Origin of the sequence: Enterococcus timonensis (assembly GCF_900104595.1) — a bacterium.
Classification (GTDB): Bacteria; Bacillota; Bacilli; order Lactobacillales; family Enterococcaceae; genus Enterococcus_J; species Enterococcus_J timonensis.
Genome location: NZ_FNVY01000004.1, coordinates 725,428 through 742,020 on the forward strand (window position 1 = coordinate 725,428; position 16,593 = coordinate 742,020).

Here is a 16,593-nt window from a genome sequence, read left to right on the forward strand (position 1 = left end):
TTCTCCTTTGTTTTTCGATCTTACTACATCATTTTAGCACAAAAGACTTATTTTTTCACAAAATTAGCGGTTTTTTTCTAGCGTTTCCATAAATGTTTCAGCCGTTACCTTAACACGGACATGTTGGCCGCGGGCGATGCATTTTTCACCTTCATAAACGACAAAGGAAAAGGAAAAACTTTTTTTACCGGTTTTTTCTAAAGTCGTCACCACTTTAATCGTCGCCCCCACGCCACTAGGAAGCAAATGGTCAATAGTCATTTGTACGCCAACGGTTGTTTGACCTTCTGTTAGTTGAGTGGCACATTCTTTTAAGCAAGTATTTTCCACCATCGCCACTACTTTGGGCGTGGCTAAAACTTCTAAAGTACCTGAGAGTAAGTGCGCTGCAGTATCATTTGTGGTTACTTTAAATATTTGTTCCATGGAAATTCCTCCGCCATTTTTTCAAGTAAACTGTTTTTTTCGTTAGGCCAGCGATGGATCACTACATTCTTTTCCGCCAGCGCAAGAGCCGCTCCTACCCAAAGTCCTGCTGGGTACTGAAAGTTTTTTAACAAATCATCGCCGGAAAGATCAAGTTCACTTTTATTTTTAATCGGCAATTGTTCAAAAACTTCCGTAACGCCAGCCAAATCGACTTCTTCTTGATAATAAATCATCAGCATTTCTAACTGTTGACTTAATGAGTTTCCTAATTGATAAACTTCCCAAGTATTTAACATTCGTGTTTTGCGGACTGGTAAAAAGGCGGTCAATTTTTTAACATCGTTCATTAAATTTTTCGACAGTTTCCAAGCTCTTAAAAAAGTTTCAATTCCAACTTTTTTACTGGTGAAATCATAAAGTAAAGTCCACGCCAAGACTGGATTTTCTAGCGTTTGTTTTTGCAAAGCATGGAGTAACGTTTTTAATGCTTTGTCTTCGCCTAATAAATGCGGCGTGCAGCGATAAAGTTCGCTGTCTAAAAAAGCTTGCAAGCCACTTGTAGCAAAGTCGCCTAATAATAATTTTTCAAATTCAACTCGGATCCGCTCCACCGCAATTTTTTCTAAAAGATCATGACGTTTTTTCATCGCAGCAAATGTTTTTTCTTCAATGGAAAAGCCAAGTTGCCCGGCAAAACGCACTCCCCGCATCATCCGCAAAGCATCTTCTGAAAAGCGTTCTTCAGGTTCGCCCACTGCGCGAATAATTTTTTCTTCTAAATCTTTTAGACCGTCAAATAAATCAATTAAATTTCCGTTAGTGTCTACCGCTAAAGCATTCATCGTAAAATCTCGCCGCTTTAAATCTTCTTTTAACGAGCGGACAAAAGTCACTTGTGAAGGCCGGCGGAAATCTTCGTAGCCTTGTTCGGTCCTAAAAGTCGTAATTTCATAAGTTTCTCCCCGCTCCAAAACAGCAATTGTTCCGTGTTCAATCCCCAGGTCAAAATATTTCGGAAACAACTGGGCAATTTCATGGGGCGTGGCGTTTGTCGCAATATCCACATCATGAATCAAATGATGCAATAAAAAATCCCGCACACAGCCCCCTACAAAATACGCTTCAAATCCGGCGGCGGTAATTTTTTCTAAAACTGGCAGTGCCGTTTCAAATTCTGGTGGAAAATGTTCAATTTTCATCCTCATCCTCCTTTCTTTCAAAACGTTTGGCATCTCGATTATAAAATTTAGTCATATTTTCATTGAACGCTGTAGTTAAATCAATGTCTAAAGAATTGGCCATCATCATCGTAACAATGAAGACATCTCCTAATTCTTCAGCGACCGTTTTAGCCGGTTCACTGGCTTTTTTTTGTTTCGGTCCATAGTAGTGGTTGATCTCTCGGGCCAACTCACCTACTTCTTCAGTGAGGCGAGCCATTTGCGCTAAAGGTTCAAAATAGCCCACTTTAAATTGTTGAATGTAATCATCGACTTCTTTTTGTAGGTCGGTTAGGTTTTTTTCCAAAATCTTCCCTCCAGTTTTTCTCCAACTCATCTCTCTTATCTTACCAAAAAAACCGCCAATCATTCAATCAAACTTCTTTTAAGTCCAATTTTTTTACTGATTGAAACAATAGTTGGCTCTTGTTGTTTGTTTTTGACAATGCTAAGATAAATGCAGAAGATTTTTTGGCCAGGAGGGAAATGAATGAAAGTACGGATTTTGTTAAAAGACATTTTGATGATTTTATTTGGTACAGGACTTTATGCGTTTGGTTTAGTTTATTTTAATATGGCCAATCAGTTAGCTGAAGGTGGCGTCACTGGGATTAGTTTAATTTTATTAAATTTATTAAAAATTGATCCCGCCATTTCTACTTTAGTTATTAATATTCCGCTAATTTTAATTGGCGGGAAAATTTTAGGGAAACGGTCTTTTTTTTACACGATTATTGGTACTGTCGCCCTTTCATTTTTCTTATTTGTTTGGCAAAGGATTGAAATAAATATTAATATCGATCACGATTTGCTAATTGCGGCTCTTTTGGCGGGATTTTTTGGCGGTCTTGGTTCTGGATTTGTTTATCGCGTCGGGGGTACAACAGGTGGCGCGGATATTGTGGCTCGCATATTGGAGCGCAAGTTTGGCATTTCCATGGGTAAATCCCTTCTAGGTTTTGATGTTTTTGTTTTGTTATTATCGTTAACTTATATTGATTTGAAACATATGATGTACACCTTGATTATTTCTTATATGTTCTCGCAAATTGTCGATTTTGTTCAAGATGGTTCATATAAAGCTCGTGGCGTGCTGGTGATTTCTGATTTTAGTGAAGAAATCGGTGCTCAAGTGATGACTAGTTTAACCCGAGGTGTCAGTTTTCTAGAAGGTCAAGGTGGTTTTTCTAAAGCCGAGAAAAAAATTCTTTACGTAGTCGTCTCGCCAGTAGAATTAGTCAATGTCAAACGGATTATTGAAGAAATCGATCCAAAAGCTTTTGTTTCGGTCATAAATGTCCACGAAGCAATCGGGGAAGGTTTCACTTATCAAAAGCCGCGCCGCTTTTCACTACGCCGGCACTCTTCATAAAACAAAAAAACTTGGACTGCTTATTAAAAGCGATCCAAGTTTTTTAATTGTTGAGCTAATAGTTGAAATTGTGTTTGATTACCCTCTTCTAATGCTTGATCAATGGCTTGTAACAACCTGGCTTTTTCTTCGGCTAAAGAAATTTGCGTCAAAGTTTTTTCCACCGCCATTTGGGTCTCGGAATCAATTTCTTCATTCCACGAAAAAAATGGATTATCTTCTAAAACGCCTAAATAAAAATGATTTTCCCAGGCATTTGGAAATTTAATTTCCATAAAAAGTTTTGATCCCGCATGAAAACGAATCTCATGGAAAATCTGCTCAGCATCCTCAATCATTTGTTCATCAATTTGTAAAAAATAATCGCCATTTTCGTCAATCACTAACCCTCGTGGCGTTTGATCGGCCCGTTCAACAAAATGAATTGACGTCAATATTTCCGGATTTTTCAATAAAAAATGCAAAAGCCAAGCAATTTCTGGTCGTTTAAAGGCAAGATTTTTTAGACACCAACGAATAAAATGTTGTTTTTCAGTAATCAGCGGTGTGTTCATTGGGCAAAATGGTCCAATGCAGCCACTAATGATTGAATTTCTAAATCTTCAGGCTCATGGGCTAAATAATGTTGCAAAATATCTCTTGCTTCTTTTAAGCGACCTTCTTCTCGTAAAAACAAGCCATATTCTTTTAAAAATTCTGGTTCGTGATTTAAATCAGCAGCTGCTAAATCAAAAAATTTGCCAGCCGATACAAAATCTTCTAACTGATTAAAAGCTGTCGCTTGTTGCCAGTAAGCGCGTGGCGTTTCTAATGGATGGTCTTGATATAATTTCAAAACAACGTCGAAATTTTCCTGCTGCAAATATAAATTCGCCAAAGCCGAAACAACTTCTTCTTCTTTATCACCAATAGCTAGCGCCTCAGTTAAAATATCCACTGCTCGCGTGCTTTCTTTTAAGCGATAGGCGTTTTGGGCACCCGCTAAAAATAAATCCACATTGAATGGATTTTGTTTCATCCCTTGCGTGAAGACAGCATCCGCTTCTTCGATCCGTTCTTCTTTTTGTAATAAATTTCCTAATGGGCCGTAAACACTTTGGTACTCGTCATTTAAGCTGAGCAACTGTTGATACAACTCGATAGCTTTTTCTCCTTCATCTAGCATTTCGTAAGTGTATCCTAGATAAAATAAGCGATCATCGGTGACTTCTTTTTCTAAAGCTTTTTGCAAATAGTCAACCGCCTCTTCAAATTTTCCGCTCATAGCGTAACTAACGCCGAGGCGTTCGGCGATATTTTGACCGGCTATTTCTTCATTTTGATCTAAAATTAAGACTAAATAATACGTAGCGGCTTTTTGATACTGTTGCAGCGAAAAATATAATTCGGCTAAAGCAAAATTAATCAAAGGCTCATCAGGTAAGATTTTTTCAGCTTGTAATAATTTTTGTTCTGCCGCTTCAGGAATATCTATCAACTGGTACAAATCCGCTTGATCCAACAATGATGCCGGATAGTCTGGTGAACTAGCTGGAATATCGTCAAAATATTGAAACGCTTTATCATAATCATCTTCTTCAATGGCCAGTTCCCCCAAACTCAAAAGATAGCTGGTCTGGTAATTTTTAGCTAATAATTGCTCGTAAAGCGTTACTGCTTGTTCGATAAAACCTAGTTGGTACAATTCTTCGCCGAGTTCCGCTAAGACCGGCTCAGGGTCTTTTTTTAAAGCTTCAGCAAAAGCCAATTCGGCTGCGACAAAATCATTATTTTCTAGCGCTTGTAACATTTCTTCACTTTTAGTCATCGTATTCTCCTTTTATAAATTGTTGCCAATATTTTTGTAGCTCTAATTCATCGTGGCCGCCGCTGATTTGTTTGAAATCCGCAATTAAAACAATGGGCTCTTCAAAGTCATAAAAATCAACGGGAGTAAATTTTTCTGGTAACTCAACTGAGAGTCCGACATATTTCAACCAATTTTTTAATTTTACCAAAGAAATAGAAAAATGGGTGCTTTTTTTGCTCAAAAAAATAATAAATATTAGTGCCTGCACTAATGAAGATTCTGTCGACATCGTTTTAGCAAAAAAACGACTCAAGGCTCGCCACGATTGCAAAAATAAATTCGTCTCAGCTTGTTCTAAGCTAGCTAAAATATCCGGCAAATAAATTCCTGGCGAATTTTTCAAAAACGCCGCGGAATTTGGATAGAATCTCGCTAAATCCCCTAAAAATTCTCGATCATTTAAAAAACTAATCACCACTAAAAATAACAAATCTGCAGCACTTGAGCGATCCGTTTGTGGGGCGAAAAAAATAAATTCTGCTTTAATATCAGTATTTCCTTTTAAAAAATTTTCCCCAGATGATTTGATCACGGAACCAATACCCGCTCGTGCTTGCCAAACGCCAAAAAAATCAGTCGGAATCAACCATAACTTTTCCACGGAAGAAGCTAAACTTGCAGTCATTTGCGCTAAACTCACCGCCTGATGAGATCCGATTCCTAAGCAATATTTGAACGCTTCCCCTTGTTCCAGATATTCTAATAATTCCTCAAAAATTTGCAAAGAAACGCCTTGATAACTATCAGAAACAATATACCAACTGACTTGCGTTTTAAAAATCCGCGCCAAAACTTCGGCTAAAGATTCATAATGTTCCTTTGAACCAATGATTAGCATTTTTTCATCACGAGGAATTGTTTTAATCACTTCAAAAAAATTCTCCCCATAAATCCAACTAACTTGCTCAATTTCTTGACGCATTTTTTCACCTCATTTATCCCTTTTGTTAAGTGTAGCACAGAAAGAGAACACAAAAAAATTTAGGTAAAAAAATTTGCTGGAGCACGGATGGCTTTCGGATTTTTGGCTTTGGAACTAGCAATTAATTAATCTTATGCAACACAGAATTGAATAGATATTAACTCGTCCACACTGATGTTTCTAAACATTCATCTTGATAGTTAATTTTTCCCTTTCGTTTCTGACTGCTGCAACGACACCTGCGAATTTGTTAGTTTAATGACATTCCATTCAGATGTAATCACTTCTTGCGCACCCAATTTTGGATACAAAAATAGCACTTAACCATTTTGGCTCTATAATTTATTGGACTGATAGAATAAAAATTCTATCGGTCCATATTTGTATTAAAAATAAAAAAAACCGCTAAGACCTAGGTCTTAACGGGTTTTTAACAGTTATTATTTAACTGCATCTTTCAATGCTTTCCCTGGTTTGAATGCAGGTACTTTGCTTGCTGGGATTTCGATTTCTGCGCCAGTTTGTGGGTTGCGACCTTTGCGGGCTGCGCGTTCACGAACTTCGAAGTTACCAAATCCGATCAATTGAACTTTTTCGCCTTCGGATAAAGATTCTTGAATGCTTGCAAAAACAGCATCTACTGCAGCAGTAGCATCTTTTTTAGTGAAGCCAGTAGCTGTAGCAACTTTTTCGATTAATTCAGCTTTGTTTGCCATAATTTTTTTTCACCTCCACATAATGTGTTCATGTTTGTGACTGCTGAGTGGTCCAGCAATCTGAAATATTGACGAGCAATATTCTGTTATCAAGATACCATAGGAAAGCTTTAATGGCAAGGTTTTTCGTGCTTTTATGTTAAATTTCCGCTAAAAATAATCTATAAGGGTTTTTTCTTGAAAAAACGCCTTTCGTCTGCTAAAATGTCGTATTTTACTTACGTTTACGGGTGATAATGCGAATCGGTGTCCCGACAAAACCAAATGCTTGGCGAATTTGATTTTCCAAAAATCGTTTATAAGAAAAATGCATCATTTCTTCCTCGTTAACAAAAACAACAAAAGTTGGTGGTTTGATCGCAACTTGCGTCGTATAGAAAATTTTCAGCCGCTTGCCTTTATCTGTTGGTGTTGGATTAATGGCAATCGCATCTAAAATGACTTCATTTAAGACAGAAGAGGAAATCCGTAAATTTTGATTTTCTGAAACTTCAGCGATCATTTCTGGCAAATTAGCAAGTCGTTGTTTTGTTTTAGCTGAGACAAAAATAATGGGCGCATAATCCAAATACAAAAATTCATTACGAATATCATCGGTAAATTTTTGCATACTGTGATCATCTTTATCAATTAAATCCCATTTATTAACGACAATAATAACGCCTTTACCTGCTTCATGCGCATAGCCGGCAACTTTTTTATCTTGTTCAATAATGCCTTCTTCAGCATTTAAAACCATCAAAACCACATCAGAGCGTTCAATGGCCCGCATTGCCCGTAAGACAGAATATTTTTCAGTACTTTCATAAACTTTTCCTCGTTTACGAATCCCTGCTGTATCAATCATCATATATTTTTGGCCATCTGCTTCAAAACGCGTATCAATGGCATCACGAGTTGTTCCGGCAATATCTGAAACAATGACGCGATTTTCGCCTAATAGCGCATTAATTAGTGAAGATTTACCAACATTTGGTCGACCAATAAAACTAAATTTGAGGAGACCTTCTTCTTCAGGCTCGTCATCTTCTTTAAAATAACTAATCGCTTTATCTAAAACATCCCCAAGTCCGGTCCCGTGAGCTCCAGAAATTGGATATGGATCGCCTAAACCAAGAGAATAAAATTCATAAATCTCATTTCGCAATCCGGGATTATCTATTTTGTTGACTACTAAGATAATTGGTTTTTTGGAACGATGTAATATTTTTGCGACTAAATCGTCAGCATCAGTAATGCCTTCTTGGACACTCACCACCATTAAAATAACATCAGCTTCTTCAATGGCAATTTCTGCTTGTTGTTTAATTTGTTCCATAAATGGTGCATCGGAAAGTTCAATCCCACCAGTATCAATAATACTAAATTCTTTGCCTAACCATTCACCGGTGGCATAAATTCGGTCGCGCGTCACGCCGGCAATATCTTCCACAATGGAAATTCGTTCGCCAGCAATCCGATTAAAGACGGTGGATTTTCCCACGTTGGGTCGGCCAACGATGGCTAAAGTTGGTTGGGTCATCTGCCCACCTCCTATTTTAATTTTTCATCTTGTTCAGTGTAGCGATATTTTCTTTAAATTGCAATAAAAAACCGAAGCAGCAAGGCTGCCTCGGCCTAGATGTCGCTAATTATTTGTTGTCAGTGTCAAGATCTTTTAATTGATCTCCTAACAGATCTCCTAGAGAAAAGCCAGAGCTTTCTTCAGGCATTTCATATTTTTCTTCAGCTGGTTTTTTTTCACGAGCTGGTTTTTTAGCTTCTTTTAATTCTTCAGGTTGTTCTTCCAAAGCTTTAATAGAAAGAGAAATCCGGTGGTCTTCAGGTTTTACATCTAACACTTTCACTTGCACTTCATCACCTTCATGCAACACTTCTTGTGGTGTTGCAATCCGTTTGTGTGAAATTTGTGAAATATGAACTAAACCTTCAACTTCAGGGAATAATTCAACGAAAGCGCCGAAGCTAGTCAAGCGTTTGATTTTCCCAGTCAGGACTGAGCCAACAGGTGCTTGTTCTAAAATACTATCCCAAGGTCCAGGTTGAGTGGCTTTAATAGAAAGAGAAATCCGTTCTTTTTCACTATCAAGTCCTTGAATACGAACAGAAACTTTTTGACCAACTTCTAGAGCGTCACTTGGTTTACTAATGTGAGCGTGAGAGATTTCAGAAATATGCACTAAACCATCCACGCCACCAAGGTCAACAAAAGCACCAAAGTTCGTTAAACGAGCCACAGTTCCTTCCACAACGTCGCCAACATGTAATGTATCAAAAATTTCAGCCATTTTTTCAGAACGTTCAGCTTCTAAAACAGCTTTATGAGATAAAATTAAACGATTTTCTTTAGGATCGATTTCGATAATTTTGAATTTCAAAGTTTGACCTTTGTATTGTGAAAAGTCAGTAACAAAATGCGTGCTGACCATTGACGCTGGAACGAATCCACGAATGCCAAGATCAACAATTAAACCACCGCGAACGGCGTTAATTACTGTACCTTCAACTAAATGATCGGCTTTAAATTCTTCTTCTACTTCGCTCCAAATTTTTCGTTCTTCTAACCGGCGTTTGGATAAAAGATATGAACCATTTTCTTTATCTTGTCCGATAGGTTGAATAACAACTAAATCTAAAATGTCGCCAACACTAACGATATCAGACATATTTTCAACATCTTCACTTGTTAATTCTTTAACCGGAACAACTCCTTCAACACCGGAGCCAACAATTCCAACAACGATTTGGCGATCTTCTAAAACTAAAACTTCAGCTTTAACAACATCACCGATTGTTACTTCTTGCACATTTTTCAATGCTTGTTCCATGGATTCAGATCCATTTTCTACTTTTTTTTCTTCAAATTCTGACATACTAATCCTCCTTGTGACAATTGCACAACTTAATTATAAGCTATCCTTAATTCTAAATGAAAAACCAACAAAAATAAAGCAATTTCCCTTTAAAAGTAAAATCTTTCTTAAAAATTTGGAAAAAAAACAAAAATACCGCTGAAAAAATTCTAAAGCGCCGTCTGTTTCTGATAAATTGCCAAGATTTCAGCTACTACTTCTTCAATGCTTAATCCTGTCGTATCAAGTTCTATGGCATCATCTGCTTTTGTTAACGGTGAAATTTCACGATGAGAATCTAAATAATCGCGATTTTCGATACTTTTAGTAATTTCAGTCAAATCAGCCGGCAATCCTTTTTCGATATTTTCGTTATATCGACGTTGTGCCCGCTCTTTGACTGAAGCGATTAAGAAAATTTTTACTTGCGCGTTGGGTAAAACTTGGGTGCCAATATCGCGCCCGTCCATTACTACATTTTGATTTGCGGCAATTTCTCGTTGCAAAAAAACGAGTTTTTCACGAATTTTTTCTAAAGCGGAAACTGGTGATACAAAATTATTTACTTGATCTGAACGAATTTCTTCAGTGACCTCAAGAGAACCTAGAAAAACTTTTTGACCAGAAGAACTGGCAGCAAAAGAAATCGGTTCTTTTTCTAAAGCGCTCAGCAATTGCTGGGCATTTTCTAGATCCAGATGATTTTTGATTCCTAGATAAGTCACGGCTCGATACATGGCGCCGGTATCCACATAAATAAAATGAAGACGGCTGGCGATAATTTTTGCCACGGTACTTTTTCCTGCTGAAGCTGGACCATCGATGGCAATTTGTATATTTTTCAAACAAACAACACCCTTTTTCATTTTTTCAAGAAATAAGCTGTGCCCAAAATATCAGGCACAGCTGAAAAAAATTTATTTTATTTTGACAACTTGTCCAGGTTGAATCGTTGTTCCATCAGCAAAACCATTTAACGATAATAATTCGTCTAAAGTCATACCATTGTTGACGGCAATTCGGTAAAGGCTATCGCCAGCGACAACAGTATAAGTAGAACCTGTTTCTGTAGCTGGTGGTGTTTCTACGACGGGCGTTTCCGGAACAACCGGCGTTTCTTCCACTGGTGTTTCTGGAACTACGGGCGTTTCTTCAGCAACTGACGAACTAGAACTTTCGATCGTGCTTGAAACGGTGGTGGAACTTTCAGTCTCAGAAGAACTAGTGGTTGAACTAATTTCTGTTGTAGTTTGGCTAGTGGTGGATTCAGTTGTGTTAGCCGGCGCTTTATCGCTTGGATGCATAATCCAAAAATAAGTGAAAAAGGCCATTACAACAAGTAATACGAGTAGAGCCACAAGTAAGGTGACAAATAAACTATTTCCTTTTTTTGTTTTGCGTTGTTGACTCCGGGAAAGATTTTCATCGTACTCGGTGTCATAAATGGGTTGGTCCCATGGTTCGTTTTGTTCGAAATCGTCTTTTTTACTCAAAAATATTCCCTCCTAAAGCTGTTCTTGGCTATTATAGCATGCTGTTTGGTAAAGGAAAAGTCTTGACAAGAAAAAAAGTTAGAAAAAACTTTTTCTTAACTTTTTTATTGCACTTTTGGAAATAAATTGGCCAGTCGTTGTTGCCAATTGGCGGGATTTTCTTTAAGAGTTGGCCTTTGATTACTTGGATAATCCTCCGTTTTTAGTCCATGAAAAGAACAGCATTTTTCCACTTGCTCTGGTTTTGGATCATGAAAATAATTAGCGATTTGTTGCCGCAGACAATTTTTTTCGGCAATGAAATCTTGCATCAAGTCTTGTTGTTGCGTTTTAAAATCGGCTTTTTGATTTAAAAATGCTAGCGTCTGACTAGAATTATTTTGGCGCGTGATTGTTTGGGCCAGTTCTGGAATATTTTCTTTGCGCCTTTTAGCAAAATGTTGATGAATGGCCTCATCCCCGGTGACAACATACATTAAGGCAAATCCCGGCTGACCATCGCGACTGCAGCGGCCTGTTTCTTGCACATATTCTTCCAAAGTGGCCGGCTGCTCATAATGAATTACAAAACGAATATCCGGCTTATCGATTCCCATGCCAAATGCGTTAGTGGCAATCATCACTTGTAATTGCCCAGCCTGAAATTGCGCTTGTAATTTTTTTCGTTCTAGACTCGTCAATCCACCGTGATAAAAACTACATAAAAGACCTTGTTGCTGCAAGCTTTTAGTCAGGGTTTCAGTTTTTTTGCGGGTATTGCAATAAATAATCCCGGCAGCATGTTGCGTTTTTAATAATTGGCTAAGTTTTTCAAACCGATTTTGTTCATCAAGACATTGCTCAATAATATAGCCGATATTTTTTCGTTCAACAGGGAATTTTTCAGTCATAAAATTTCCAGAAAATAAAAACGTTCCAATATCTTTTTTGACCATCGGAGTCACGGTGGCGGACAAGGCCAAAATCTGCGGTTGATTTATTTTTTGGAGATTTTCTTTGAGAAATAAATATTCCGGTCGAAAGTCAAATCCCCATTGAGAAATGCAGTGGGCTTCATCAATCACCGCTAATTGGACTGGCAAATGGGCTAAGCGGTGCAAAATTTGTGGTTTCTGGAACATTTCTGGTGACAATAATAAAAATTTAAACTGAGAAAGATGTTGAATAATAGCTGTTTGTTCGGCAAGATTTTCTTGCGAATTTAAAAATACCGCGCAATTTTTTTGAATTTTATTTAGCCGTTGCACTTGATCTTCCATTAAAGAAATCAACGGCGAAATCACAAGAGTGAGTCCTGGGCGCATCAGAGCAGGCAAAGCATACGTTAATGTTTTCCCTGATCCGGTAGGTAAAATGCCTAAAACATTTTCACCCGCTAATAAATGTCTCACAATTTCTTCTTGTCCAGGTCGGAAAGTTTGGAAACCAAAAAATTGATTTAAACTTGTTTGCAAGTCATTCATTTATTTTTGGCGCCTCCCCTACTTTTTTTGTTTTCTCTATGGCGATTTGTTGGATTTGATAAAGCCGATAAGTCAAAAAATCAGCGGTATTTTCAGGGAAAATTTCTTTAAACCGCCAATCGCGCAAATTTTCTAGTGCTAGTTTTTCAACTTGTAAAAGTGTTTTATTTTCATAAAAGTGGGGAAATGGAAATTCCGCTGGATTGAAAATAGCTAATTCTAATAAATGATCCCGCAAAGTCGACGGTTTTAACGCTGGACGTTGGCTTAAAATTTCAGAAAAACTAGCTCCGTTTGCTACAAGCGTCCCCGTTTGTTCCACTGAAGTTGCTGGGTAGACGAGTAATTGTTGCCAAATTGGATACGGTCCGACTTTTAATATTGTAAAAAAAGCATGGAGATCGTTTTTATATTGTAATTTCCCACTAAATTGCGCTGCATAGATTTGGGCGTTGATTTGACCATTCACTTGATGGCCATGCCAGAATAAACTAAGACGCTGACTGGTTTCTTCTGGGAGTTTTTCCATAATTTGTTGTAATTCAGTTTGGGCTTTGGGCCATTGCTCTTTTCCTACAACTTTAAGCCAAAACTTAATTTTTTGGCCGCTTAAAAATTGATCCGACAATACTTGATAATCACGATTGGCAAAACTCAATTCAGAAAAAACTTGCAAGCCAAACAAAAAAAGATGCCAGTTCCCTTCATCGTCAATACTATACGGATAGCCTTTTAAAGCCGGGTATGTCGTCTTTAAAGAAATAGGATTTTTATTTTGGCGCTTTAAGTAGCCATTTTCTATAATAATTTTTTTCTCACTAACTAAATGTCTAATCATTTGTTCATATTGTTCTCTCGTTAAATTTTTTGCTAAACCAAAATACGGCAATAAGTCATTAAAGTAGCCGTAAACTAAAACTGAGCTCGTTTTTTTGCCAACTAAGACAAAATACAAAGTTGATTTTTTTAAGTTGTTAAATTCTTGAATCAAGGCTAAAATAAAGCCAGACAAAAGCGCCACCTACTTTCTGGGAGGAATTAAAATGGAATGTGAAATTATACAAGAAAAGTGTATCGCTTGTGGGCTCTGCCAAGTGACGGCCCCACACTTTTTTGATTACGATCGCGAAGGTCTAGTGATTTTTAAAGACGAAGAAATAAATCTTCGAAAAAAATCATTTGACGAAGATGACCAAAAAATTATTGCCGCCATCAAAAAATGTCCCACCGCAGCTCTAATTGCTGGCCGCTAATTGATTATATTTTACCACAAAAAAATCCCGTCGGACATTGAGGTCCTGACGGGATTTTTGATTTTATAAGCGACTTTTTGGTTGAAGATGCAAAGCTTTTCTGGATAACCAAGGAAGCAATTTTGCATAAACGACTAGGAACACAGCGGAAACAATAATTCCTTTAGCAATATTAAATGGTACGATACCAATTGCCACATAACGCGCTAAGCTCATTCCTAAAAAGTTGTTGGCATCTACATTGAAGAAATATAAATAAAGCGGCGTAATCACAAAATAATTTGCCACCGACATGACTATTGTCATCGCAACAGTGCCGGAGATAATGCCGAGAAATTTGTTCTTCTTGATTTTGGTTAATTGACTTTCTTTGGTGAAAAAATAATACAGCGGCAATGTATACACGCTAGAAGCGACAAAGCTTGCAATATCTCCTACCATATTGGCCGGATCAAAACCCGTCAATAGCAAATGAAGTACCGAACGTAAGCCAGCCGTTAAAATCCCGGCTAACGGTCCGAATAGAAACATCGAGACCATTACTGGTAAATCAGAGAAATCGATTTTTAAAAAACTGAACAGTGGAAATGGAATTGCGATAAATTGTAACCCCATCCCCATCGCGGCCATTAAAGAAATGACCACCATTTTTTGAACTTTGCTGCTTTTCATGAAAATCCTCCTAGAAGGAAACATCTCCGGAAACTTTTTTGCGACAAAAAAAGCCAATGACTCCACACAGAGACACCAGCTTTTGTGAGTACACAAAAAAGCCGATCTTCTTTATCCAGACTTTACTGTCGGCTACGGAATTACACCGTATCGGCTGAGCGCAAGACTCAGTTCGTGGACTATTACCACCGGTCGGGAATTTCACCCTGCCCCTGAAGACGAACCTATATATTTTTTTAACGTGTTCATTATATCCGATATTTATTTTTTTGACAAGGAGTTTGTTTCGGCCAAACGTAATAAATCAGTCACTTCTTTTTTAAATAGTCGGCGAGATTGGCCAGGATTTAATTTGTCCAAAGTTAACATGCCAAATTTTTCGCGTTTTAGTTTTAAAACAGGAAAGCCAACTTTTTCTAACATATTTTTTACTTGATGATGATGGCCTTCGTGAATCGTTAAAGAAACAATGGCAGTTCCTTTTTTGGCATCACTAGAAATAATACTTACTTTAGCCGGCGCTGTTTTGTAATGTTCAATCCGAACGCCTTTTTCTAATATTTTTAATTGTGAATAATTGGGAACCCCTTTGACCTTGGCCACATACACTTTTTCAATTTCATGGGAAGGATGGGTTAATTTTTGAGCAAAATCACCATCGTTAGTAAGCAGCAGTAAGCCGGTCGTATCATAATCAAGCCGACCGACTGGAAAAATCCGTTCTTTTACTTCTGGAAAATAATCCAAAACCACCGGCCGTTTTTTGTCATCAGTAACGGCAGTAATCACGCCTTTTGGTTTGTAAAATAAATAATAAACGGGCTCTTCTTTAGCTAACGGGATTCCTTTGACTTCAATTCGATCACTGGCTTTTACTTTCGTTCCTAGTTCAACCACCGTTTGACCATTGACGGTGACCATGCCTGCTTTAATTAATTCTTCAGCTTTACGCCGGGAAGCAACGCCCGCTTGAGCGATAACTTTTTGTAGTCGTTCCATCTTAATTTTCCTCAGTTTCTGACCAAGAGTTTTCCTGATCGTTTGTTTGTCGTGCAAATAAATCATTGACTTGTGGGATATTACTTTCCATTTCCGTAATATCTGGCAGATCGGTTAATTTCTTCAATCCAAAATAATCAAGAAAGTAACTCGTAGTGCCATATAAAATCGCCCGCCCCACTGTTTCGGCGCGCCCTTTTTCTTCTACTAGACGTTTAATGACTAGCGTTTGTAAGGCGCCAGAACTTTGAACCCCGCGAATGTCATCAATCTCACCGCGGGTCATTGGCTGTTTATAAGCAACAATTGCCAAAGTTTCTAAAGCAGCCTTACTTAACCGATTGGCAATAGGAGCTTTAGCGTAATTGACAATCAGTGGTTGGAATTTAGGTTTGGTGACTAATTTAAAAACTTCACCGGTTTGAATGATGGTTAGCCCACGATTTTTATCTGCTTCATATTGACTTTGTAATTGTTCTAATTGTTGGAACAGTGCGCTGGAGTCTTTATTTAAAACGCTGGCGGCTTCTTTTACTTGCAATCCTTTTTCCCCCGCCACAAAAAGCAAGGCTTCTAATTGGGGTCCAAAATTTTTAACCACGGGACTCCTCCCTTTGTTCAAAATAAATATCGGCAAAATTTTCCGCCTGCATGGCAGTCATAAAACCTTCTTTTAACAATTCTAACACAGCTAAAAAGGTATTGACTAATTCATTTTTTTCATAGTTGACAAACATATCTGAAAATGAAACTTGCCGAGTATGAATAAATAAATGTCGTTTAAACCAAGAAACTTTTTGACTAACAGAAAGATCTTCTTTGGCCACTGTCGCTTGTTGGCCGGTTTGCTCTTGTTTTTTTTGCAAAACGTCATGAAAGGCTAAAAATAAATCAATCGTTGTTACTTGATTTTTTTCTAACGGTAAATCTTTCGTGTACATAGAAAGATCACTCGGTTCTTTTTCAAAAAATAATTGGCGCTGACCTTCTAAATCTTGTAATTCTTGGCCGGCGTATTTAAATTTTCGATAAACGAGTAGTTGTTGCAATAATTCTTCTTTAGGATCAAGTCCAGTATCTTCTTCCCACAGCTCGTCGATATTTTCATTTTCGATTTGTGGCAATAATTGGCGGGATTTTATAGCTAGTAGCGTTGCAGCTACGACTAAATATTCAGCTGCCACTTCCAGTTGTAGGGCATGCATGGTGTGGACGTAATTTAAATACTGGTCGCACACTTCAGCCAGCGGCACTTCATAAATATCCACTTCATATTGTTGAATCAGATGTAATAATAAATCCATCGGTCCTTCAAAACCTTCAATTTTTACATTTAAATCAGTCATAAAAAAC

19 protein-coding genes and 1 riboswitch are annotated in these 16,593 nt (G+C 37.7%); of the genes, 2 read left to right on the forward strand and 17 right to left on the reverse strand.

Features of this window, described 5'->3' with window-relative positions; all coding sequences use genetic code 11:
- Window positions 1-63: 63 nt before the first annotated feature.
- From BQ5341_RS08150 to BQ5341_RS08160, 3 genes are read right to left on the reverse strand one after another with little or no spacing between them, the layout of a single operon-like run.
- Window positions 64-426, reverse strand: coding sequence for a thioesterase family protein (locus tag BQ5341_RS08150; RefSeq protein WP_071131509.1), 363 nt, complete (start codon window positions 424-426; stop codon window positions 64-66).
- Window positions 405-1,628: a CCA tRNA nucleotidyltransferase gene (locus BQ5341_RS08155; protein WP_071131510.1), complete on the reverse strand. Its 1,224-nt coding sequence runs from the start codon at window positions 1,626-1,628 to the stop codon at window positions 405-407. Before BQ5341_RS08155 ends, BQ5341_RS08150 begins: the two co-directional genes overlap by 22 nt.
- Window positions 1,618-1,986 carry a nucleotide pyrophosphohydrolase gene (locus tag BQ5341_RS08160; protein ID WP_071131925.1) on the reverse strand — a complete coding sequence of 123 codons (369 nt, stop codon included), beginning with the start codon at window positions 1,984-1,986 and terminating at the stop codon, window positions 1,618-1,620. The genes BQ5341_RS08155 and BQ5341_RS08160 overlap by 11 nt, the downstream gene beginning before the upstream one ends.
- A gap of 153 nt (window positions 1,987-2,139) precedes the next feature.
- Here BQ5341_RS08160 and BQ5341_RS08165 point away from each other — a divergent pair, with 153 nt between their 5' ends.
- Window positions 2,140-3,021, forward strand: coding sequence for a YitT family protein (locus BQ5341_RS08165; RefSeq protein ID WP_071131511.1), 882 nt, complete (start codon window positions 2,140-2,142; stop codon window positions 3,019-3,021).
- A 23-nt stretch (window positions 3,022-3,044) separates the two neighbouring features.
- On the opposite strand, the gene BQ5341_RS08170 is transcribed toward BQ5341_RS08165, so the two are convergent.
- From BQ5341_RS08170 to BQ5341_RS08215, 10 genes are all read right to left on the reverse strand, one after another.
- Window positions 3,045-3,575 carry a YpiB family protein gene (locus BQ5341_RS08170; protein ID WP_071131512.1) on the reverse strand — a complete coding sequence of 177 codons (531 nt, stop codon included), beginning with the start codon at window positions 3,573-3,575 and terminating at the stop codon, window positions 3,045-3,047.
- Window positions 3,572-4,828 (reverse strand): tetratricopeptide repeat protein, encoded by a 1,257-nt coding sequence (locus BQ5341_RS08175; protein WP_071131513.1) that lies wholly within the window; start codon window positions 4,826-4,828, stop codon window positions 3,572-3,574. The genes BQ5341_RS08170 and BQ5341_RS08175 overlap by 4 nt, the downstream gene beginning before the upstream one ends.
- Window positions 4,821-5,792, reverse strand: coding sequence for a hypothetical protein (locus BQ5341_RS08180; RefSeq protein WP_071131514.1), 972 nt, complete (start codon window positions 5,790-5,792; stop codon window positions 4,821-4,823). The genes BQ5341_RS08175 and BQ5341_RS08180 overlap by 8 nt, the downstream gene beginning before the upstream one ends.
- 440 nt (window positions 5,793-6,232) lie before the next feature.
- On the reverse strand, window positions 6,233-6,508 hold the full coding sequence (gene hbs / locus BQ5341_RS08185; RefSeq protein WP_071131515.1) for a non-specific DNA-binding protein Hbs: 276 nt from the start codon (window positions 6,506-6,508) through the stop codon (window positions 6,233-6,235).
- 214 nt (window positions 6,509-6,722) lie between these two features.
- The gene (der, locus tag BQ5341_RS08190) at window positions 6,723-8,030 is read right to left on the reverse strand and encodes a ribosome biogenesis GTPase Der (protein WP_071131516.1); all 1,308 of its coding nucleotides are present in this window, start codon (window positions 8,028-8,030) and stop codon (window positions 6,723-6,725) included.
- Window positions 8,031-8,139: 109 nt separating this feature from the next.
- Window positions 8,140-9,381, reverse strand: coding sequence for a 30S ribosomal protein S1 (gene rpsA, locus BQ5341_RS08195; protein ID WP_071131517.1), 1,242 nt, complete (start codon window positions 9,379-9,381; stop codon window positions 8,140-8,142).
- Window positions 9,382-9,530: 149 nt separating this feature from the next.
- On the reverse strand, window positions 9,531-10,205 hold the full coding sequence (gene cmk / locus BQ5341_RS08200; RefSeq protein WP_071131518.1) for a (d)CMP kinase: 675 nt from the start codon (window positions 10,203-10,205) through the stop codon (window positions 9,531-9,533).
- 72 nt (window positions 10,206-10,277) lie between these two features.
- Window positions 10,278-10,853 carry an SAG1386/EF1546 family surface-associated protein gene (locus BQ5341_RS08205; protein ID WP_071131519.1) on the reverse strand — a complete coding sequence of 192 codons (576 nt, stop codon included), beginning with the start codon at window positions 10,851-10,853 and terminating at the stop codon, window positions 10,278-10,280.
- A 104-nt stretch (window positions 10,854-10,957) separates the two neighbouring features.
- Window positions 10,958-12,316, reverse strand: a complete 1,359-nt coding sequence (locus tag BQ5341_RS08210; protein ID WP_071131520.1) for a RecQ family ATP-dependent DNA helicase — start codon at window positions 12,314-12,316, stop codon at window positions 10,958-10,960.
- A complete protein-coding gene (locus BQ5341_RS08215) occupies window positions 12,309-13,328 on the reverse strand; it encodes an RQC domain-containing protein (protein ID WP_071131521.1) in 1,020 nt (339 codons plus the stop codon). The genes BQ5341_RS08210 and BQ5341_RS08215 overlap by 8 nt, the downstream gene beginning before the upstream one ends.
- A 31-nt stretch (window positions 13,329-13,359) precedes the next feature.
- Between BQ5341_RS08215 and BQ5341_RS08220 the strand changes: the two genes are divergently transcribed.
- Complete coding sequence (locus tag BQ5341_RS08220; RefSeq protein WP_071131522.1) at window positions 13,360-13,569, forward strand: ferredoxin; 210 nt, start codon at window positions 13,360-13,362, stop codon at window positions 13,567-13,569.
- Window positions 13,570-13,632: 63 nt separating this feature from the next.
- On the opposite strand, the gene BQ5341_RS08225 is transcribed toward BQ5341_RS08220, so the two are convergent.
- From BQ5341_RS08225 to BQ5341_RS08240, 4 genes are all read right to left on the reverse strand, one after another.
- A complete protein-coding gene (locus BQ5341_RS08225) occupies window positions 13,633-14,241 on the reverse strand; it encodes an ECF transporter S component (protein ID WP_071131523.1) in 609 nt (202 codons plus the stop codon).
- Between the two features lie 100 nt (window positions 14,242-14,341).
- A riboswitch (FMN riboswitch) is annotated at window positions 14,342-14,465 on the reverse strand.
- 37 nt (window positions 14,466-14,502) lie between these two features.
- Window positions 14,503-15,240, reverse strand: a complete 738-nt coding sequence (locus tag BQ5341_RS08230; protein ID WP_071131524.1) for a pseudouridine synthase — start codon at window positions 15,238-15,240, stop codon at window positions 14,503-14,505.
- Window position 15,241: 1 nt separating this feature from the next.
- The gene (gene scpB / locus BQ5341_RS08235) at window positions 15,242-15,841 is read right to left on the reverse strand and encodes an SMC-Scp complex subunit ScpB (protein WP_071131525.1); all 600 of its coding nucleotides are present in this window, start codon (window positions 15,839-15,841) and stop codon (window positions 15,242-15,244) included.
- A complete protein-coding gene (locus tag BQ5341_RS08240) occupies window positions 15,834-16,586 on the reverse strand; it encodes a segregation/condensation protein A (RefSeq protein WP_071131526.1) in 753 nt (250 codons plus the stop codon). Before BQ5341_RS08240 ends, scpB begins: the two co-directional genes overlap by 8 nt.
- Window positions 16,587-16,593 lie beyond the last annotated feature (7 nt).